Raw genomic sequence first — 19,894 nt, 5'->3', positions numbered from 1 at the left:
GGTCGGCGGTCAGCCCTTGTCGGCCCCGGCGGTCAGCCCCTCGGTGAGGGCGCGCTCGGCTATCCCGTACAGAATCACGATCGGCACCGTGAGGAGCACGCTGCCCGCCATGAGGACGGTCTTGGACACCTCCTGCCCGTCGGCGAGCCGGGTCAGCCCGAGCGACACCGTCCACAGGTCCTGCTTCGCCGAGAGGAACAGGAGCGCGAACAGGAACTCGTTCCACGCGATCATGAACGAGTAGAGCGCCGTCGACATGATGGTGGGCATCGCGAGCGGCACCGTGATGCGGGTCAGGATCTGGAGCCGGGAGGCACCGTCGATCACCGCCGCCTCGTCGATGGACTCCGGGATGCCGGACAGGTAGTTGCGCAGCATGTGCACCGAGACGGGCACCGTGAGCGCGACGTACGCGATCACCAGACCCACGAGCGACGACCCGAGCCCCAGCACCTGGAACCCGACGAACACCGGCACCGCGATGATGATCGTCGGGAACAGGTACACGGCCAGGAACAGCCACGACACCTGCCTGCGCCCCGCGAACCGCAGCCGCGTCAGCGCGTACGACGCCGGCACCACCAGGACCACGGTCAGCGCCGACGCCGCGACCGCGACGACCGCCGAGTTGCGCATGAACCGCGCGAACCCGTAGCCGCCCTCCTGCTCCGGGGCCAGGACCTCCCGGTACGTCTCGGTGGTGATGCGGTCGAGCGCGGGCAGCACGCGCAAGGGATCGCGCAGCAGGTCGTCGATCCGCACGAAGCTGAGGCTGAGCATGTAGAGGAACGGCAGCACCGTGGCCAGCACGAGCGCCACGATCACCACCACGCGCAGCACCCGCAGCACCCGGGTCTGCACGACGACGGCGCTCGGCCCGCGCCGGGTCGTCGCACGGCGGCCGGTCGTCTCCGTGGTCATCACGACTCCCTCCGCCGGGCCGTCAGCCGCAGGTAGACCGCCAGGGCGACGCCCAGGAACACGGCCATCACCGCGGCCGTCGCGCTCGCGCCGCCGATGTCGCTGGACCCGGTGAGCTGCTCGAACACCCGCACCGACGCCACCTGCGTGCCCGCGGCGCCGCCGGTGAGCAGATAGACGTCGTCGAACTCGTTGAACGCCATGACCATGCGGAACAGCACGAGCAGGCCCACCGTCGGCAGGAGCTGGGGCAGCACCACGAACCAGAACTTCTGCAGCGGGGTGGCGCCGTCGACCACCGCGGCCTCCTCGATCTCACGGCTGAGGCCCGTCAGGGCCGCGCCGAGGAACATGAACGCGAACGGGAAGTACCGCCAGATGTCGTAGACGATCACGGTCAGGAGCGCCGTGGGTGCGGACGAGAGGAAGTTGACGGGGTGCTCCCACCCGAGCACCTGGGTGCCGAACGCGTTGACCACGCCGTACTGCGGGTTCAGCGCCACCTGCCACACGAACGTGGTGGCCACGACGGGCGCCACGTACGGCAGCAGCATGACGGCACGCACGGGCGCACGGAACCGGAACCGGTCCCGCAGCGCGAGGGCCGCCACCAGGCCCACCGCGATCGAGCCGACGGTGGTCGCCACCGAGTACTCGACGGTGGTGAGCAGTGACCGCCAGAACGCGGGCGCGGTGAGCACGGCGGCGTAGTTGTCGAGCGTGAGCTCGTTGAACAGGCCGTTGCGTGCCACGTCGACGTACCGCGCGTCCTGGAACGACAGCACCACCGTCCACACGATCGGCACCACGATGATCGCGGCCACGACGAGCGTCACGGGCACGACCAGCGCTATCCCGTCGCGGTTCTCGTATCCCCGGAGCCTGGACCCCACACCACACCTCCCTCCCGGTTCCCGGGCGCGACCGGCACGGCCGCGCCCGGGACGAACGGCTACTCGCGCCCGGCGATCTCCGACACCGCGTCCTGCATCGTCGCCTGCGCCCCGGCGGCATCGGTGCTGCCGGAACCCAGGTCGGCGGCGGCCTTGGCGAGCGGCAGCTCGCTCGTGAGCGGGCCGAGGATGGCGCCCTGCCCCTGCGGGAGCGCCCAGCGGTTCGCGGACTCGGGTGCCGCCGCGAGCGTGTCGGTCACCTCGGCGGGCCAGACGTCGGAGAACGTCGCCTTCTCGTCGATGCCGATCTGCAGGTCCGTCCAGGCGTCGGTGTACTCGGTGGGCGCCTCAGCCGTCCCGGTGCGGACCGGCACCTTGCCCTCGGGCGCCATCGACAGCCAGTCCACGTACGCGTCGGACATCATGTACTCGACGAAGTCGGTCACCTCGGGGTCTGCGCCGTCGGTGATGCCCCAGGACACGAGCTCGACGTACCCGGCGGCGTCCCCGCCCGCGGACGGACCCTCGACCACGGGGACCACACCGGTGTTCTCGGCGAGCCAGGCCGGGTCGTCGGCGCACTCGTCGCACGACGGCGTGAACTCCTCCCGCAGCCCGGCCAGCTCGTCGAGCAGGAACGAGGACCACACGGTCATCGCCGCCTGCCCCGCGAAGTAGGAGGCACGCGTCGACTCGACGCCTTCGGTGCCGTCGGGCGAGAAGTCGGCGGCCAGGTCGCCGTAGAGCTCGATCGTCTCCGTGCACTGGGGGCTGTCCAGCGTGGCCTCGCCCGCGTCGTCGACCAGCTCGCAGCCGTTGCCCTGGGCCAGGAACTCCAGGGTCTGCTGGGTGAACGGGTCGGCCGCGTCCGTGGACAGCGTGATGCCGTAGCGCCCGTCGGCCGTGAGCTCCTCGGCGGCGGTGCGCAGGTCGTCGTACGTGGCGGGGGGCGCCAGGCCCGCCTCCTCGAAGAGGTCGGTGCGGTAGTAGACCATCATCGGCCAGGCGTCCGACGGCACGGCGAGCAGCTCGTCGCCGTCACTGCTCAGGTCGAGCGCCACCGGGGAGAACGTGTCCTCGCCGAGCGCCTCGACCACCTCGGTGGCGGCGTCGCGGTCGAGGTAGCCGTCCCGGTCGAAGGACCGCACCAGGCCGGGGCTGATCGCGTTCACGACGTCCGGCATGTCGTCGCCCGAGAGCGCCGCGGCAGACAGGAGCTGGGAGACCTGGTCCTCCTCGACCGGTACCAGCTCGGTCTCGAGGCCCGAGTCCTCGGCCCACGCGTCCATCGCCGCCTGCTGGATGGCCAGCCGCTCGGGCTGGGTCTCGACCGTCCAGACGGTGATGGTGCCGTCGGACTCGGGTCCGCCGCTGCCGCAGGCGGTGAGCGTCAGGGCCGCGGCGGTCACCGCTGACGCCGCGATCGTCAGGCGGGCGGCGGGCGCCCAGCCGTGCCGGAGCCTCATGGCTTCTCCTCGTCGTCGAGTGAGTGGATCGGGCACTTATGTCTAGCCTATTGTCGAAAGATGCACAAGGACTTACGGGAAGACGCCGCCGACGCCGCCGCCCGTGTGCTCGACACCAACTGGACCGGCAGCTACACGGTGCCCGCCACCGGCCTGTACCCGCACCAGTGGAGCTGGGACTCGGCGTTCGTCGCGATCGGGAACCGGCACCGTGAGGCCTCCCGTGCCCGGAGAGAGCTGGTCACGCTCCTGGAGGCCCAGTGGACCGACGGGCGGGTACCGCAGATCGTGTACGACGTGGGGCGCGACGACGACTACGCGCCGGGCGCGGAGTTCTGGCAGTCGGGGCCGCACGCGGGGCCGGCCACGTCCGGGCTGGTGCAGCCGCCCGTGCACGCCTGGGCCGCGTGGCTGGTGCACTGCGCGGACCCTGTCGGCTCCGCGCAGGAAGGGTTTCTCGCGCGGGTGTACCCCCGGCTGACCCGCTGGCACGCGTACCTGCACGGGCGGCGCTCGGGCCGGGTCGGCCTACCGGTGGCGAAGCATCCGTGGGAGACCGGCACGGACAACTCGCCGCTGTGGGACACCGCCCTCGAACGGGTTCCGCCCGAGGCCCGGACGCCCATCCGGCGCCCCGACCTCCAGCACGCCGGCGCGGGTGAGCGCCCCGGCAGCCGCGACTACCGGCGCTACTACCGGCTCGCCGAGAACTACCGGGACGCAGGCTGCGCCGACGACGTGCCGATCGGCTTCGCCATGGTGTGCCCCCTGTTCAGCACGGTGCTGGCGGTCTCGGAGGTTGCTCTGGGGCGCATCGTGGCAGCGCTGGCCGACGAGGGGCACGGGCCGGATGGTGCAGGCGGGGCTGGTGACGGGGCGGGCGGGTTGCGCGACGCTGCGGGCGAGGCTCCCGGCGGCCGGCCGGCGCCGCCCGCGGGCGAGCCAGGCTCGCCCACGGGCAAGCCCGGCCCGCCCACGGGCGAGCCGGGGCCGCTCGACGGCGTCCTCGCCCCGGCCACAGAACGCGAGCACCGGAGGGCCGCCGACCGGGTGATCGCCGCGATGGACGAGCACCTGTGGGACGAGGACCTCGGGCTCTACGTGGCGCTCGACCTCACGGCGGGGGAACGCGTCCGCCGTGCGACGGTGAACGGTCTGGTCCCGCTGCTCCTGTCCGGTCTGGACACGTCCGCGGCGTACGACGCGAGGAGGACCGACCGGCTGCTCGCAACCCTGACCGGTCCGGGATTCCTGGGCGGCGGTCCGTTCCTGCCCAGCACGTCGCGGGGCGATCGCGCATTCGACCCGGCGTTGTACTGGCGCGGGCCGTCGTGGTTCAACATGTCCTGGCTGCTGCTGCGCGCCGTCCGGGCACTGGGCCGTGACGACCTGGACGCGCGCTTGCGGGAGCACTTCACCACCGCGCCACAGGGCTTTCCCGAGTACACGGACCCGGACACGGGAGCCGGACGCGGCACCCGCCAGTTCTCCTGGACCGCAGCCCTCACGCTGGACACCCACCTCTCGACGGAGGCTGAGCTGCTTCCACATGCTTCTACCCAGTCATTACGCCCATGAACCAGGCCGATTGTGGGCGTAATCGCTGGGTAGAAGGCAACCTTCGGCCGGATCGCTGTCTGACGGCGGCCTGACCGCCGTCGGAGGCAGCCGACCGCCGTCGGACAGAGCGAGGCCCCGGTCCCCACGCGGGGAACCGGGGCCTGCTCACCGTCGAGCAGTCGCTCAGCCGGCGACGACCTTCACGCCGATCTTCGCCGACACCTCGGGGTGCAGGCGGATCGCCACGGTGTAGTCACCGGTCGTCTTGATGGACTGACCGATCTCGATCTTGCGCTTGTCGACCGACGGGCCGCCGGCCTCGGCGACCGCGCCGGCGATGTCCGCCGTCGTCACGGCACCGAACAGACGGCCACCGGGGCCGGCGTTCGCCGTGACGGTCACGGGCTTCGCGGACAGCGAGTCGGCCAGGGCCTTCGCCTCGTCGAGCGAGGCGATCTCGCGGCTCTTGCGAGCCTTGCGGATCGCGTTGATGTCGGACTCGGCGCCCTTGGTCCACGGGGTCGCCAGCGAACGCGGGATGAGGAAGTTACGGGCGTACCCGTCCTTCACCTCGACCACGTCGCCGGGCTCGCCCAGGCCGGTCACCTCGTGGGTCAGGATCAGCTTTGCCATGGTTCTCGATCCCTTCCTCAGCGAGCCGTCGACGTGTACGGCAGCAGGGCCATCTCGCGGGCGTTCTTCACGGCCTTCGCGATCTGGCGCTGCTCCTGGACGGAGACGCCGGTGACGCGACGGGCACGGATCTTTCCGCGGTCGGAGATGAACTTGCGCAGCAGCGCCGTGTCCTTGTAGTCGATGTTGGCGATCTTCGCGGACTTCAGCGGGTTGATCTTCTTCTTGGGCTTGCGCACCACAGGCTTCGCCATGGTGTTGCTCCTTCGTCAGGTGCTGCCCGTCGGCCTGGCGGGCCGCACGAGCAAAAGTGTGAACTTGGGGGGTGCCGATCAGAACGGCGGGTCGTCCGAGAACGAACCACCGGACGACGCCGGGCCTGCCGTGGCCCACGGGTCGTCGTTGCTCTGACCGCCACCGGAAGAACTGAAGCCTCCGCCGCCCTGCTGGCCGCCGCCGCTGAAGCCACCACCGCCGCCACCACCGAAGCCGCCGCCACCACCGGACCGCTGGGCCCGGGTGACCTTGGCCGTGGCGTAGCGCAGGGACGGACCGATCTCGTCCACCTGCAGCTCGACGACGGTGCGCTTCTCGCCCTCACGGGTCTCGTAGGAGCGCTGGACCAGGCGGCCCTGCACGATGACGCGCGTGCCCTTGGTCAGCGACTCCGCGACGTTCTCCGCGGCCTCGCGCCAGATCGAGCAGCGCATGAACAGGGTCTCCCCGTCCTTCCACTCGTTGCTCTGGCGGTCGAAGGTCCGCGGGGTCGATGCCACCGTGAAGTTGGCGACCGCAGCACCTGAAGGGGTGAAGCGCAGCTCCGGGTCCCCGGTGAGGTTCCCGATCACTGTGATGACAGTTTCACCAGCCATGCCAATTCCTCGATTCAGTCGACGTTCCGTACGCGGTATCCGGGTTCGCGGTGAATGCAACCACGAGACACTGACACTCGCGCGGGCGCAGAGAGCTCAGTTCGGACGACTCACTTGTCGCCGGTGCGCAGGATCTTGGTCCGGAGCACGACCTCGTTGAGGCCGAGCTGGCGGTCCAGCTCCTTGGCGGTGTCCGACGTCGCGGTGAAGTCGACCACGGCGTAGATGCCCTCGGACTTCTTGGCGATGTCGAAGGCGAGACGGCGGCGCCCCCAGATGTCCACCTTGTCGACGGAGCCACCCTCGGTCGTGATGACCGACAGGTACTTGTCGAGCGACGGGGCCACGGTGCGCTCCTCGACCTCCGGGTCCAGGATCACCATCAGCTCGTACTGACGCATGTGTATACCCACCTCCTCTGGTCTCAGCGGTCACGGTCGTTCCGTGACAGGAGGGTTCACAGCAAGGGCCAAGCCTACCTGCCCTGCGCGAATCGGCGGAATCGAGCGGGCGAGAGACCCCTCACAACGTTCGGAGCAGCGCCGAGGGGCCGTCTCCGGTGTGGAGACGACCCCTCGGTCACGTGCTCACGGACGGCACGGGCTAGCCGCCGGTGCCACCGCCGCCACCGCCGCCGCCACCGCCGCCACCGCCGTTGCCGCCCGTCGGTTCGCCGCTCGGGAAGGTGATCTCCCCGGGCCCGGACGACACGATGACCCGGACCTGGCTCCCGGCGGGCACCTCGCTGCCCTCACCGGGTTCGACCTGCATGACGATGCCCTCGGCGTAGTCGCTGGACTCCTGGTACTCCACGACCGGCTGGAGTCCCGCGCTCTGGAGCTGGCCGCGGGCGTTGCCCTCGTCACCGCCCACGAGGCCACCGGGCACCTGCACCGTCTGCTCTCCCGGCCCGGTCGACACCACGACCCTGATCTCCGTACCGCGGCGCACTTCCTGGCCCTCGTGCTGCACGGAGAGCACCGTGCCCTGCGGCGCCTCGTTCTCGACCTCGTCGATGACCGGGCTCAGCCCGGCGCCGGCAAGCTGGGACAGGGCGTAGGCGATCTGCTGCCCCACCAGGCCCCTCGGCACCATCACCTTGTCGTCCGGCGTCTCCGACGGCGTCGGGCTGGTCGACGGCGACGGCGAGAAGGACGGCTCCGGCGGGGCCGGCGGCTCGTAGTCCGGGAACTTCTCGACCGGCATGCCCTCCGTGACCTTCTGCATGTAGTGGGTCCAGGCCGTGACCGGCCACGTACCACCGGTCAGGCTGTAGTTGGCCCACTCGCCGAAGGGGGTGATGGACTCCTGGCTGACGCCGTCCTCGGCGGTCTGGTAGAGGCCCACCACCGTCGTGAGCTGCGGGATGTACCCGGCGAACCAGGCCGCCTTGTTGCCGTTCGTGGACCCGGTCTTGCCGGCGACCGGTCGCGGCGTGCCGTCCGGGCCGAGCAGCTCCTGCGCGGGCGCGCCCGAGCCCTCGGTGACCACGTGCTGCAGCGCGTACGTCGCCTTCGTCATCACGTCGGGCGGGATGACGCCGGTCTGCGGCAGCCTGTCCCACTCGTAGACGAGCTTCTCGCCGTTCTTCACCGACGTGACCATGTGCGGGATCGTTCGCGTGCCCTGGGCGGCGAACGTCGCGTAGGCACCGGCGAGGTCGACGGCGCGCACCGGCTCGGTACCGAGCACGTTGGACAGCGTGGCGTTGGTGGAGTCCTCGGGGATGCCCGCCCGGATCGCGACATCCTGGGACTTCTGGGGGGTGATCTCCACGTTGAGCTGGGCGTAGACCGTGTTCACGGAGTGCGCGGTGGCCTCGACGAGGTCGATGTCACCGAACGACTCACCACCCTCCTCGGTACCGAAGTTGGTGAGCTCCACCTCCTCCTCGACACCCGTCTCCTGGTTGAGCACGCTCCAGCCCGGGATCTGCATCGGACTGTTCCCGTTGTAGTACTCGTTGAGCTCGTGCCCCTCCTCGAGCGCCCCGATGAGCGTGAACGGCTTGAACGTCGAGCCACCCTGCGCCTTGCCGTCGGTCGCGGAGTTGAACTGGACCTTCGAGTAGTCCTTGCCGCCGTACAGCGCACGGATCGCGCCGTCCTTCGGGTCGATGGACACGATGGAGACGCCGAGCCGCTTGGACGCCGCGCCCTCACCCTTGTACGGGATGGTGTTCGCCGTCTCGACCGCCGCCTGCTGCCACTTCGGGTTGATCGTCGTCTGGATCTCGTAACCGTTGGTCATGAGGTCCTCCTCCGCGATCCCCTCCTTGGCGAGCTCCTTGCGGACCTCCTCCAGCAGGTACCCGGCCTGACCCGCACGCGACGCCTGCTTGTACTCGATCGGCTCGGGGAACTTCGCGGACGCGCGCTCCTCCTCGGTGATGGTGCCCATCTCCGCCATGTTGCGCAGCACGCGCGCCCACTTCTCCTCGGCGACGGCGCGCGACTCCTCACCGAAGCGGGGGTCCCAGTAGGAGGGCGACGGGATGATGCCCACGAGCATCGCCGTCTCGGAGACGGTCAGCTCGGCCGCGGGCTTGTTGAAGTACGCCTTGGCCGCGGCCTCGAAGCCGTAGGCACCGCGGCCGAGGTAGATGCTGTTGACGTAGCCCTCGAGGATCTCGTCCTTCGACTTCTGCTGGTCCACCTTGAGCGCGAGGATGATCTCGCGGAACTTGTCCGCGTACGATGTCTGCCCCGGCTCGAAGTAGGTGTTCTCCACGTACTGCTGCGTCAGGGTGGACGCGCCCTGCCGGGTACCACCGGTCACGTTGCTGACGAACGCGCGCACGATGCCCAGGGGGTCGACACCCATGTGGTTGCGGAAGTTCTGGTCCTCGGACGCCAGCACGGCCTCCGGGACGTAGTCGGGCAGCTCGTCGAGCGACCGGATGGTGCGGTCGACCGCCGCGAACTTGCCCATGACCTGGCCGTTCGCGTAGTAGACGGTGGTCGACTCCGACCCGATGTCCCCACGCTCCGCCGGGACCGACCAGCCGATCCACCCGGCGGTGAAGACACCGACCGCGAGCGACGTCCCGGTCAGCAGCGTGCCGACGACGACGCGCCACGACGGGATCCACGCGCGGATCCCCGTGCGGTCCGGCCGGGGGTAGTTCCACACGGCCTTCCGACGCCGGGTCGTGTGCGGCCAGATCGGAGAAGGGCTCCTGTTCGCCACGTCTTCCTCGTTCCTCGAAATCCGTTCAGTGAGGGCACTGAACCGTCGAAACGATAGAGGATCGATGTCCGCGGCAAGTAGCACAAACGCGGTTTCTCTGTGTACGCCCCGTGTTCGTGACCGGGGCCACGACGGGTTCTACCAGCGCAGATGGTGACATTCACCCGCTACCGGCAGAACCCGTCGAAGCCGCGCGACCTATCCGAAGATGCCGCCACCGTCGTCGGACGGGTCGGGCGACGGGTCGCCGCCGCCACCCTCCTCAGGGCCGGTGGACACGACGAGCGTCACCTCGCTGCCTATCGGCACCTCCGTCCCCTCACCCGGGTCCACGGAGATCACCCGGCCCTCGGCCACGGTGTCCGACGGCGCCTCCTGGACCACCGGCGTCAGCTCCGCGTCCTGGAGCGCCGCCTCGGCGTCGCCCTGGTCCTGGTTGGTCAGTCCCCAGGGCACCGTCGTCGTCTCCTCTTCCTCCTCCTCGGCGGCGGAGCCGTTCGAGACCTCGACCCGGACCGTCGAGTTCACCTCGACCTCCGTGCCCTCGCCCGGGTCGAGCGAGAGCACCGTGCCCACGGGCTCCTCGCTGTCGACACTGATCTGTTGCGGGACCAGCTGGACACCGGCGAGGGCCGACGCCGCGGCGACGTACTGCTGGCCGATCAACCCCTCGGGCACCAGGACGGTGAACACCTCCGCCGACTCGGACGGGCTGCTCGACGGCGACGGCGTGGGCGAGGGGGTGGGCGACGGCGGGGCGGGCGGCTCGTACTCGGGGAACTCCTCGACGTCCATGCCCTCGGTCGCCTTGGCCATGTAGTCCGCCCAGGCGGTGACGGGCCAGCTGCCGCCGGTGATGCCGGTCAGGCCCATCTCCTTCCACTCCCCGAACGGCGTGATCTGCATGTACTGGCCGGACTCGAGGTCGTACTGGTACATGCCCACGACCGTCGCGAGCTGCGGTACGTACCCCGCGAACCACGCCGAGCGGTTGCTGTTCGACGTACCGGTCTTCCCGGCCACCGGGCGCTCCGTGTAGCCGTCCGGGCCCACCAGGTGCGAGGCAGGTTCGCCGGAGCCGTCCTCGACCACGCCCTCGAGCGCGTACGTCGTGGCGGCCATGACCTCGGGCTCGAACGCCTTCGTCGCCTCGGTGCTGCCCTGGAAGAGCAGCTTGTCGCCGTCGCTGACCTCCTGCACCAGGTGCGGGGTCGTGCGGATGCCCTGCGCCGCGAACGTCGAGTAGGCGTGCGCGATGTCGATGTTGTGCACGCTCGCCGTGCCGAGCACGTTCGCCAGGTTGGACCCGACGATCTCGTTGCCCTTCGCGTCGGTCTCCGGGATGCCCGCGCGCGTGGCGACGTCCTTCGTGGCGTCGGGGCCCACCTCCTTGTTGAGGTGCACGTAGGCCGTGTTCACGGAGTTGGCGGTGGCGTCGAGCAGGGTGACGTTCGGGTAGCTCTCGCCGTACGGCGGGGTGCCGAAGTTGGTCAGGGTCGCCTGCTCCTCCTCCTGCGTCTCGTCGTTCCAGTTGGTGTAGCCCTCGATCTCCTGGGGCGACGTGCCGTCCCACCGGCTGTACAGCGAGACGTTCTGCTCCAGCGCGGCCACCAGCGTGAACGGCTTGAACGTCGAACCCGCCTGGGCGATGTCCTGGGTGGCGGCGTTGGTCTGGTACTTGGCGTAGTCGGGGCCGCCGTAGAGCGCCTTGATCGCGCCCGTGGCCGGGTCGATCGAGGTGAGCGAGGCGCGGATGCGGGGGTCGGCGTCCTCGGGGAGCTTCATCGACTCCGCGGCCGCGGCCTGCATCTTCGAGTCGAGGGTGGTCTTGATCGTGTAGCCGCCCTTGGTGAGCTGGTCCTCGGAGATCCCCTCCCGGGCGAGCTCCTTGGCCACCTCCTGGAGCAGGTACGCGCTCTGTGCGTTGCCGCTGCCCTGGGTGTACTTCTTCAGCTTCGGGAACTGGACGCCGGCCCGGTCCTGCGCCGAGATCGCCCCCTGCTCCACCATGAAGTCGAGCGTGCGGTTCCATCGCGCCTCGGCCTGGGCACGCGCGTCCTCGCCCTGACGCGGGTCCCAGTACGTGGGGTTCGGGATGATCCCGGCGATGAAGGCCGACTCGGAGATGGTCATCTCCTTCGCGGAGTGCCCGAAGTAGGCCTGCGAGGCCGCCTCGATGCCGTACGCACCACGCCCGAGGTAGATGGTGTTGAGGTAGCCCTCCAGCACCTCTTCCTTGGACTGCTCCTGCGTCACCTTGAGCGCGAGGATCGCCTCGCGGAACTTGTCCGCGTAGGTCGCCTCGCCCACGCCGATGTAGTAGTTCTCGACGTACTGCTGGGTCAGCGTGGAGGCGCCCTGCTGGTCGCCGCCGGTGACGTTGTTCAGCGCCGCCCGGACGATGCCCAGGGGGTTGATGCCCATGTGGGTCATGAACGACTGGTCCTCGGACGCGATGATCGCGGCCGGGACGTGGGCCGGCACGTCGGCCAGCGCCACGATCGTGCGGTTCTCGGCCGCGAACTTGCCCAGCGGCTTGCCGTCGGCGTACAGGACGGTCGTGGTCTCGGAGTGCACGCTGCCCAGCTCGTCCGGCACGTCCATGTCGAACCAGGCCGAGATGACCACACCGGCCACGAGCGACGTGCCCGTCAGGATCGACCCGACCACGAACCGCCACGAGGGGATCCACGCGCGGATGCCGGTGCGGTACGGACGGGGATAGTTCCAGATTCCCTGCCTGCGTCGGGGCGTGTGCGGCCAGATCGGAGGGGGACTCCAGTTCGACACGTCAGCCTCTTCCTCGGTTCGGACTTGGGCCTGCCGCCACGGTTGACGCACTAGCCACGGCAAACCACCCGAAACCATAGGGGATCGGGCTGATAGCTCTGTCACACCAGCGGCGCACGGACCGCACCCTAGGACATTTCACCCAGGGTCAGCCCAGACCGTCTGCCCCTGCTTCACACTTTGTCCACGTTCTCGCCGCCACGACGGCGGCTCACCCGCCGCATCCGGGCCGACGACGGCGTCACCTCCGGGGTGTTGCGCCGCCGGAACGGGCATGTTTATGCTCTCGATGTATCGACTCGATACATCGATCGACACCGAGCCGTCCGCGTCCCCGCGGCGGAGCCCGGGAGGAGGCCACCGTGCGCAGCCGGTCCGACGTGCTGGAGACCGCCGTCCTCGGTCTGCTCAACGAGTCCCCCTTGCACGGGTACGAGCTCCGCAAGCGCCTCAACCTGGTGCTCGGCTCGTTCCGCGCCTTCTCCTACGGCACGCTCTACCCGGCCCTGAAGGGGCTCGTCACCCGCGGCCTGATCGCGACGACCGAGAGCGAGCCGCCGCCGTCCGCCCGCAAGGCGAAGGCCGGGATACCGGGCAGGACCGCGAAGCCCAAGCCCCTCGGACGGCGCCGCGTCGTCTACGAGCTGACCGCCGAGGGCAAGGAGCACCTCCAGACCGTCCTGGCCACCGCCGGCCCGGCCGCCTGGGAGGACGACAACTTCGACGTGCGGTTCGCGCTCTTCGGGCAGACCGACGCCGAGACGCGCCTCCGCGTCCTGGAAGGCCGGCGCACCCGGCTGACCGAGCGGCTGGAGGCCATCCGCGAGTCCACGGCGCACCCGCGCTCGCGGCTCGACGAATATGCGCTGGAGCTGCGGCGCTTCGGGCTCGAGAAGGTCGAGCGCGAGGTGCACTGGCTCGACGGCCTCATCTCCACCGAGCGGGGCCGCGCCGTGGCGCAGCACCGCTCGCCCCAGCAGGAACAACCGAAGAAGGAGCGAGGATGACCTCCATCCGCGTGGGCATCGTCGGCGTAGGCAACTGCGCCTCGTCCCTGGTCCAGGGCGTGCACTACTACCGTGACGCCGACCCGGCGGGCACCGTGCCGGGCCTCATGCACGTGCAGTTCGGCGACTACCACGTGTCGGACCTCGAGTTCGTCGCGGCGTTCGACGTGGACGCGAAGAAGGTCGGGTTCGATCTGGCCGAGGCCATCAACGCGTCCGAGAACAACACCATCAAGATCGCGGACGTCCCGCCGACCGGCGTGACGGTCCAGCGCGGCCCGACCCTCGACGGCCTGGGCGACTACTACCGCGCGACGATCGACGAGTCCACCAAGGACGCCGTCGACGTCGTGGCCGCGCTGCGCGAGGCCCGGGTCGACGTGCTCGTCTGCTACCTGCCGGTGGGCTCCGAGGAGGCCGCCAAGTTCTACGCGCAGTGCGCCATCGACGCGGGCGTCGCCTTCGTCAACGCGCTGCCCGTGTTCATCGCGTCCGACCCCGAGTGGGCCGCGAAGTTCGAGGAGGCCGGCGTGCCGATCGTCGGTGACGACATCAAGTCGCAGGTCGGTGCCACCATCACGCACCGCGTGCTGGCCAAGCTGTTCGAGGAGCGCGGCGTCGTGCTCGACCGGACGTACCAGCTCAACGTGGGCGGCAACATGGACTTCAAGAACATGCTGCAGCGCGACCGCCTGGAGTCCAAGAAGCTCTCCAAGACGCAGGCGGTGACGTCCAACCTCACCGGCCCCCTGGCCGGCAAGAAGGAGGACCGCAACGTCCACATCGGCCCGTCGGACTACGTGGCCTGGCTGGACGACCGCAAGTGGGCGTACGTGCGGCTGGAGGGTCGCGCGTTCGGCGAGGTGCCGCTGAACCTGGAGTACAAGCTCGAGGTGTGGGACTCGCCCAACTCGGCGGGCATCATCATCGACGCCGTGCGCGCGGCGAAGATTGCGAAGGACCGCGGCGTCGGTGGGCCCATCCTGTCGGCCGCGACGTACTTCATGAAGTCGCCGCCGGTGCAGATGGAGGACACGGCCGGGCGCGCCCAGCTGGAGGCCTTCATCCGCGGCGAGGTCGAGCGCTGACCGGCATCCCTGCCTGACGCGTCAGGCCCCCAGGTCACCGCAGTGACCTGGGGGCCTGACCTGTCAGGCGGGACCCGCTACTTGATCGGGTCCAGCTCGAAGTCGGTCACGACGGTGGTACCCGCCGTCACCTTCGCGGAGCCGACCTGCGGGACGTACCCGCTGGCCGTGGCGATGATCTGTGCCGTGCGCTCCGACTTGTCGAACCAGTACTCGTAGACCCCGTCGGCCCCGGTGACCAGCGTGACCGACGAGAGCTTCCCGTTGATCTGGACCACGGAGTCGTCGAGCGGCACGGCGCCGTCAGGCGTGAAGCCACCCACGGTGCCCGAGAGCTTGCCCCAGCTCTTGGGCGGGTTGACCGTCAGCGAGAGGTCGATCGACGGCGTCTCGTACGGCGTCTCCGCCTTGGCCAGGAGCGAGCCTGTGAAGGTGCCCGGCTGCGCCACGACGCCGCTCAGCGACGCCGTGATCGTCTTGCTCTGACCCGGCTGCAGCGTGAACTCCGAGGGGTCCACCGTGAGCCAGGTCAGGTCGCCGCCGGCGGTGTCACCGGAGACGTTCATGACGATGTGCATGTCGGGCCAGCCGATGGAGTCGGTGGTCGCCGGCTCCGAGATCCCGCAGTCCGTGGCGGCCAGGTACGACGGCGCGGACTGGCCCGCACCGTTCGACCCGATGTAGAACACGCCGCCGTTCGACTGCTGGTTGGGCGAGACGACCTCGACCACGAGCGTGGCGCCCGCGGGCACCTCGCCCGTCACGGGCACCGAGACCATCGTCAGGGTCGACGCGGGGATGGTCAGGTCCGCCGTCCCGATCTCGGTCAGGTTGGCGTAGGTGAACGCGCCGTCCAGCGTGTAGAGGTTGACGGTCAGGGTCTGGGCGGTGGCCTCCTCGATACCGAAGGACACCTCCGAGACCTCGAAGTCGTCCTCGATGCCGAAGTCGCTCAGCGTGAAGGTCCGCAGGAAGCGGTTCTCCGTGGTGCCCGCCAGGCCACCGCACGAGGCGGAGTTGACGGCCACGATCTCCTGCGACGCCGAGTGGGTGATCGTCGTGGCGTTCGGCGCGACCGGGATGGACTCGGGCGTGACGCCCTCGCCCGCGGTGCCCTTGCCGGCGGCCTGGAGCTGCGTCCTGGACCCGCCGATGCCGGATCCACCGAGCTTGACCGACGGCTTGGTGGACTTGACCGTGGTGACCTCGCCCTGCGGGTGCTGGATGGCCGCGAGGCCGTCCGTGCCCAGGATGTCGAAGCCGCCACCGGAGCCGGCGAGCTCGACGTCGGCCGGGGCCGAACCCTCGTTCTTCACGGTGAACCGCTTGGTCGTGGTGCTACCCATCGGAATCGTGGCGGCGAGGGACTCGGTGCTGACGGTGACCAGACCGGCCGCGAGCGACGCGTCGAACGTGCCGGTGGCCTCGGGTGCGAGGCTCAGCGTGCCCGACGCGGACTCGTAGTCCGGCGCCGTGACGTCGACGGTGTAGTCGCCCGGGAGGGCGATGACCGAGTAGGTGCCGTCCTCCCCGGTGGTCGCGGTGCGGGTCGCCGCGTCGGACGTGGCCGTGACCGTGGCGCCCTTGACGGGGTCACCGGTGTTCTGGTCGGTGATCGTCCCCTCCAGGAAGGAGAGCACGGGGGCCGTGTAGGTGATCGAGAGACCGGACGAGATCGACGGCGTGCCGTTCGAGTACTGCAGGCCGACGGTGCCGGTCGCGTTCTCGATGCCGACCGAGGCCGAGTCGCCCTTGGCCGAGCTGGTGTCGGTGACGTCGCCGTACCCGAAGAGCACGGTGCCGTCGGCGACGAGCGTGACCGAGAAGCTCAGCCGGTCCGTGGCCGGGCTGTACTTGCGGACGTTGCGCCACTCGACGACGAACGCGTCCTCGCCGTCGACCGTCGTCTCACCCGTGTACAGGCCCGACTCACCGTCGAGGACCAGGTCGTCCCAGAAGGGGAACAGTGCCGCGTTCGGCACCGCGCTGTTCGGGATGGCCCCGTTCGCGTACGACGTGCTGGCCGCCAGGAAGTTCAGGTGGCCGTTCGACGTGACGAACGCGGAGTCGTAGCCCTCGCCGTAGTACGGGAAGGTGAAGGGCAGGTCGAGCGACGTCTGGACGTCGTCGCCCGTGAGCGAGGACTCGGTGTCGCCCTGCAGGTAGTCACCCGTGGAGGTGGAGCAGGAGTAGCCGAAGTCGTCGGTCACCGCGGTGATCTCGACCGGGACGTCCTCCGCACCGTCGACCACGACGTCACCCTCGTACGGAGCGGCACAACCGCCCGTCTCGACGCTCAGGGTGTAGGTGCCCTCGGGCACGTCGGCGAACGCGAAGGTGCCGTCCGCGCCGGTGGCGACGTCCTCGAAGTGGCTGCCGAGGCTGACCGGGACGCCCACGACCGGGTCGCCCGACCCGGCGTAGGTGACGGTGCCCGTCACGGCGTGCGACGGAGCGGCCTCGAGCGCGATGGACACGTCCGTGGTCCCGTCCTCGGTGACGACCGCAGAGGTCGGTGCCGAAGGGAGGTAACCGAAGGCCGACGCCGACACCGTGTAGTCGCCGGTGGCGACGCGGGCGGAGAAGGTGCCGTCGGCGTCCGTGGAGACGGTGCGGTCCCGCTCGCCGTCGATGGTGACATCGGCCGAGGCGATCGGGTCGCCGGCAGCGTCGGTCACGGTGCCCGTGACGTAGCCGGTGGCGCCGATCGGCGCGGCGTCGATGAGCGCGGCGAGGTCGAGCTTGCCCTCGCCCCACACGTTGTTGTTCTCGGCGGTACCACCGCAGGTGGTGTCGTCGGTGTCGACGGCGGCCTCGTTGAGCAGCGCCTGCGTGCCCTCGATGTCACCGACGAGCGCGGGAGCGGCGCTCCACAGCACGGCGACGGCGCCCGCGAGGTGCGGGGTGGCCATGGACGTGCCGTTGAAGGCGGCGTAGCCGTCGCCGGGGACCGACGAGCGGACGTTCACGCCGGGAGCGGCGATGTTGGGCTTGATCAGACCGTCTTCGCCGGCACCACGCGACGAGAAGGATGCGATGTTGCCCGAGGAGTCGAATGCGCCCACCGAGTACGAGCTGGTGTTGGCACCCGGCGACGAGGTCGTCTGGCAGCTGGAGCCGGCGTTGCCGGAGGCCCAGGCGCCGAACACGCCGGCGGCGGCCCACGCAGCGGTGGTCTCCTCGTACCAGTCGTCGATGAAGCCCGCGGCGGTGTAGCCCCACGAGTTGTTGACGATGTTCGGCCGCTTCGACGGGTCGGGGTCGCTGCCGTCGACCTTCGTCGGAGCGACGATCCACTGGCCGGACTCGAGCAGTGCGGAGTCAGAGCAGCTGTCACAGCCGTTCGTGGCGATCCACTCGGCGTCGGGGGCGACGCCGATCTGGTTGCCGGCGCCGTCGTCGCCCACCATGGTGCCCATGGTGTGCGTGCCGTGGCCGTTGTTGTCGAACGGCGCGGGGGCCGAGCCGCTGGTGTCCTGCCAGTTGTAGTCGTGCACGACCGTGCCGTCGGACTGCAGGCCGCGGTACTGCTCGGCGAGCGCCGGGTGGTCGTACTGCACGCCGGTGTCGATGTTCGACACGACGATGCCCTGACCCGTGTAGCCCTGCTCCCACGCCTCGGGCGCGTTGATGAAGTCCAGGCCCCACTCGACGGCCTGCGGCGCCTTGTCGCTGACCGGTGCGCGCTTGACCGGGTCGACCAGGTCAAGCTTCACGGTCTCACGGATGGCCTCGACCTTGGTACTCGCCGCGAGCTCGTTGGCGAGCTCCAGCGTGCCGTCCTCGACGAGGATGCGGTTGCTGATCCAGTAGCTCTCGTAGTCGACGTCGGCGGCCTTGAGCTCCTTGACCAGGCTGGCCTGCGAGGTCTTGGCCGTGGTGGTGAGCGCGTCGTAGACGTACTGGCCGCGCTCGTCCCAGTCGGCGATCTTCTTGGCGGCCGTCAGGTCGGCCTCTTCCGCGAGCACGACCCAGAAGTCCGCGGTCTTGCGCTCGGTCAGCATCTCCCGGGCGAAGCTCGTGAACTTGTCGTCGGGGTCGGACGCGACGCTCTTCGTCGTGGTGGAAGGGAGCGCTGTTGTCGGGGATGTTGCTGCGAACGCTGCTGGCGCAACGGTCACCGCTGAGGTTGCCAGGAGCGCGAGCGCCGTTGTGACGGCAGTCGTCGCCCTCCCTGCAATTTTCCTGCGACGGTACATGGGGCCTCCATGCTCGGGCGTCCCCGTAGCGATGGCACGGGAGCGCGCGACGGCGATCCACTTGCTGTGGACCGCCTCCAACCGTCGGGTGCGCGGGTCGGCGGAACAAGGTCGGTTCACGGTCAGGACTCGGTCATTTCCCGGTCAAAACGCGGCCGGAGGTCGGGCCTTGCCTGTGTCAATGGGTTCGATTACATTTCACCCCAACCCTCCTGAAATTCACCCTATGGGGTCCTTGCCTGGCATAAAAGCGTCAACTCGGCGGGAATGTGTCATTTCACGCACGCAACGGGCAGGTAACGAAAAATTGACCCAACCGGTACGCCCCGGGAGCAAACTGTCGCCGCTGTCCAGGTTTAACCCGGTAGGCACTCGAACGGCCGACCCATGGAGGGTGACGCACGTGACGCTCGACCCCGCACCAGGTTCCGCCTCCGGCCTCGTCGTGTGCGTAGGCCTCCCGTCCGACCAGATCATCGAGATAGCGCACCTCCTGCGCGGTCGCGCCACGGTGCTCGCCACCCCCGACGCCGAGGGCGCCCGCGCCGTCCTCGCGAACCCGAACCCCGCCCCGGCCCAGCACCCGGGCCCGCTGCCAGGAACGGCCGGGCGCGGGCGCGGCGAGACGCCGGGCCGGTTCACCAACCCCGGCCCGCCGGACGAGCCCGGCTACGGCCGTCACATGCCCGACCGTCCCGGTGAGCCCGGGAACGAGGGCCTCCCGTCCCGCCCGCCGCTGGACCTGGTACCGGTCGCGCTCTCGACGGCACCCGACGCCGCGGCCACCACTCCTGGCCGACGCTTCCGGCCGACGACCGGCGTCCTGGCGCAGGTCGCCCCCGCGACCCGGTGGGCGGCGGGCGGTCGCCGGGCCGGCCGCCCTGCGGCGTCTTCCGGCGTCGTCCCGACGAGCGGCGCCGTGCCCGTCGTCACGGGTGCGATCCCCATGGTCGCCCCGCCCACCCCGGAACCGCTGGTCGCCGGACCGCTGCTCGTGGACCTCGCGGGCCGCGAGGTCACGGCACGCGGCCGGCGCGTGTACCTGTCCGCGCGGGAGTTCGACCTGCTCGCGACGCTCGCGCTGGAGGCCGGGCGCGTGTGGTCGTTCGCCGAGCTCACGGCGCAGGTCTGGCAGCTGCCCTACCTCGGCGACTCCGACCCCGTGACCTCCGCGGTGAAGCGCCTGCGCAAGCGGCTAGCGCCGGTCCGGGACGTGGAGGTCGCGTCGGTACGCGGCGTCGGCTACCGGCTGACGGTGCAGGGGTGACGCCGACCG

At 69.9% G+C, this 19,894-nt stretch carries 14 protein-coding genes; 4 read left to right on the top strand and 10 right to left on the bottom strand.

What is annotated here, in order from left to right; all coding sequences use genetic code 11:
- Positions 1–9: 9 nt before the first annotated feature.
- From ACIG47_RS01640 to ACIG47_RS01630, 3 genes are read right to left on the bottom strand one after another with little or no spacing between them, the layout of a single operon-like run.
- Positions 10–921: a carbohydrate ABC transporter permease gene (locus ACIG47_RS01640; RefSeq protein WP_397412434.1), complete on the bottom strand. Its 912-nt coding sequence runs from the start codon at positions 919–921 to the stop codon at positions 10–12.
- Positions 921–1,814 carry a carbohydrate ABC transporter permease gene (locus ACIG47_RS01635; protein ID WP_397429331.1) on the bottom strand — a complete coding sequence of 298 codons (894 nt, stop codon included), beginning with the start codon at positions 1,812–1,814 and terminating at the stop codon, positions 921–923. The genes ACIG47_RS01640 and ACIG47_RS01635 overlap by 1 nt, the downstream gene beginning before the upstream one ends.
- Positions 1,815–1,873: 59 nt before the next feature.
- On the bottom strand, positions 1,874–3,280 hold the full coding sequence (locus tag ACIG47_RS01630) for an ABC transporter substrate-binding protein (protein WP_397412430.1): 1,407 nt from the start codon (positions 3,278–3,280) through the stop codon (positions 1,874–1,876).
- Between the two features lie 60 nt (positions 3,281–3,340).
- On the opposite strand from ACIG47_RS01630, the gene ACIG47_RS01625 reads away from it, so the two are divergent.
- On the top strand, positions 3,341–4,858 hold the full coding sequence (locus tag ACIG47_RS01625) for an MGH1-like glycoside hydrolase domain-containing protein (RefSeq protein ID WP_397429330.1): 1,518 nt from the start codon (positions 3,341–3,343) through the stop codon (positions 4,856–4,858).
- A 165-nt stretch (positions 4,859–5,023) separates the two neighbouring features.
- Here the strand turns inward: ACIG47_RS01625 and rplI are convergent, their stop codons facing one another.
- From rplI to ACIG47_RS01595, 6 genes are all read right to left on the bottom strand, one after another.
- Positions 5,024–5,473, bottom strand: a complete 450-nt coding sequence (gene rplI, locus ACIG47_RS01620; RefSeq protein WP_397412426.1) for a 50S ribosomal protein L9 — start codon at positions 5,471–5,473, stop codon at positions 5,024–5,026.
- A 17-nt stretch (positions 5,474–5,490) separates the two neighbouring features.
- The gene (gene rpsR / locus ACIG47_RS01615; RefSeq protein WP_020013532.1) at positions 5,491–5,727 is read right to left on the bottom strand and encodes a 30S ribosomal protein S18; all 237 of its coding nucleotides are present in this window, start codon (positions 5,725–5,727) and stop codon (positions 5,491–5,493) included.
- Between the two features lie 78 nt (positions 5,728–5,805).
- Positions 5,806–6,345 carry a single-stranded DNA-binding protein gene (locus ACIG47_RS01610; RefSeq protein ID WP_397412424.1) on the bottom strand — a complete coding sequence of 180 codons (540 nt, stop codon included), beginning with the start codon at positions 6,343–6,345 and terminating at the stop codon, positions 5,806–5,808.
- A gap of 110 nt (positions 6,346–6,455) precedes the next feature.
- On the bottom strand, positions 6,456–6,746 hold the full coding sequence (gene rpsF / locus ACIG47_RS01605) for a 30S ribosomal protein S6 (protein ID WP_182485702.1): 291 nt from the start codon (positions 6,744–6,746) through the stop codon (positions 6,456–6,458).
- A gap of 202 nt (positions 6,747–6,948) precedes the next feature.
- Positions 6,949–9,534 carry a transglycosylase domain-containing protein gene (locus tag ACIG47_RS01600; RefSeq protein ID WP_397429329.1) on the bottom strand — a complete coding sequence of 862 codons (2,586 nt, stop codon included), beginning with the start codon at positions 9,532–9,534 and terminating at the stop codon, positions 6,949–6,951.
- Positions 9,535–9,732: 198 nt separating this feature from the next.
- On the bottom strand, positions 9,733–12,204 hold the full coding sequence (locus ACIG47_RS01595; RefSeq protein ID WP_397429328.1) for a transglycosylase domain-containing protein: 2,472 nt from the start codon (positions 12,202–12,204) through the stop codon (positions 9,733–9,735).
- A 482-nt stretch (positions 12,205–12,686) separates the two neighbouring features.
- Between ACIG47_RS01595 and ACIG47_RS01590 the strand changes: the two genes are divergently transcribed.
- Both ACIG47_RS01590 and ACIG47_RS01585 read left to right on the top strand, forming a co-directional pair.
- Positions 12,687–13,331: a PadR family transcriptional regulator gene (locus tag ACIG47_RS01590; RefSeq protein ID WP_397412418.1), complete on the top strand. Its 645-nt coding sequence runs from the start codon at positions 12,687–12,689 to the stop codon at positions 13,329–13,331.
- The gene (locus tag ACIG47_RS01585; protein ID WP_397429327.1) at positions 13,328–14,419 is read left to right on the top strand and encodes an inositol-3-phosphate synthase; all 1,092 of its coding nucleotides are present in this window, start codon (positions 13,328–13,330) and stop codon (positions 14,417–14,419) included. Before ACIG47_RS01590 ends, ACIG47_RS01585 begins: the two co-directional genes overlap by 4 nt.
- 77 nt (positions 14,420–14,496) lie before the next feature.
- Here the strand turns inward: ACIG47_RS01585 and ACIG47_RS01580 are convergent, their stop codons facing one another.
- Complete coding sequence (locus ACIG47_RS01580) at positions 14,497–18,540, bottom strand: S8 family serine peptidase (RefSeq protein ID WP_397429326.1); 4,044 nt, start codon at positions 18,538–18,540, stop codon at positions 14,497–14,499.
- A 481-nt stretch (positions 18,541–19,021) separates the two neighbouring features.
- Between ACIG47_RS01580 and ACIG47_RS01575 the strand changes: the two genes are divergently transcribed.
- Positions 19,022–19,885, top strand: a complete 864-nt coding sequence (locus ACIG47_RS01575) for a winged helix-turn-helix domain-containing protein (protein WP_397412412.1) — start codon at positions 19,022–19,024, stop codon at positions 19,883–19,885.
- Positions 19,886–19,894: the final 9 nt, after the last annotated feature.

The organism is Promicromonospora sp. NPDC052451 (assembly GCF_044547525.1).
Classification (GTDB): domain Bacteria; phylum Actinomycetota; class Actinomycetes; order Actinomycetales; family Cellulomonadaceae; genus Promicromonospora.
This window is presented reverse-complemented; position numbering and strand designations above follow the sequence as displayed.

Bases quoted from the DNA above. Each gene is read 5' to 3' on its own strand.
- rpsR (WP_020013532.1), bottom strand. From the start codon at position 5,727: ATGGCGAAGCCTGTGGTGCGCAAGCCCAAGAAGAAGATCAACCCGCTG.
- rpsF (WP_182485702.1), bottom strand. From the start codon at position 6,746: ATGCGTCAGTACGAGCTGATGGTGATCCTGGACCCGGAGGTCGAGGAG.
- ACIG47_RS01625 (WP_397429330.1), top strand. From the start codon at position 3,341: ATGCACAAGGACTTACGGGAAGACGCCGCCGACGCCGCCGCCCGTGTG.
- ACIG47_RS01585 (WP_397429327.1), top strand. From the start codon at position 13,328: ATGACCTCCATCCGCGTGGGCATCGTCGGCGTAGGCAACTGCGCCTCG.
- rplI (WP_397412426.1), bottom strand. From the start codon at position 5,473: ATGGCAAAGCTGATCCTGACCCACGAGGTGACCGGCCTGGGCGAGCCC.
- ACIG47_RS01610 (WP_397412424.1), bottom strand. From the start codon at position 6,345: ATGGCTGGTGAAACTGTCATCACAGTGATCGGGAACCTCACCGGGGAC.
- ACIG47_RS01630 (WP_397412430.1), bottom strand. From the start codon at position 3,280: ATGAGGCTCCGGCACGGCTGGGCGCCCGCCGCCCGCCTGACGATCGCG.
- ACIG47_RS01640 (WP_397412434.1), bottom strand. From the start codon at position 921: ATGACCACGGAGACGACCGGCCGCCGTGCGACGACCCGGCGCGGGCCG.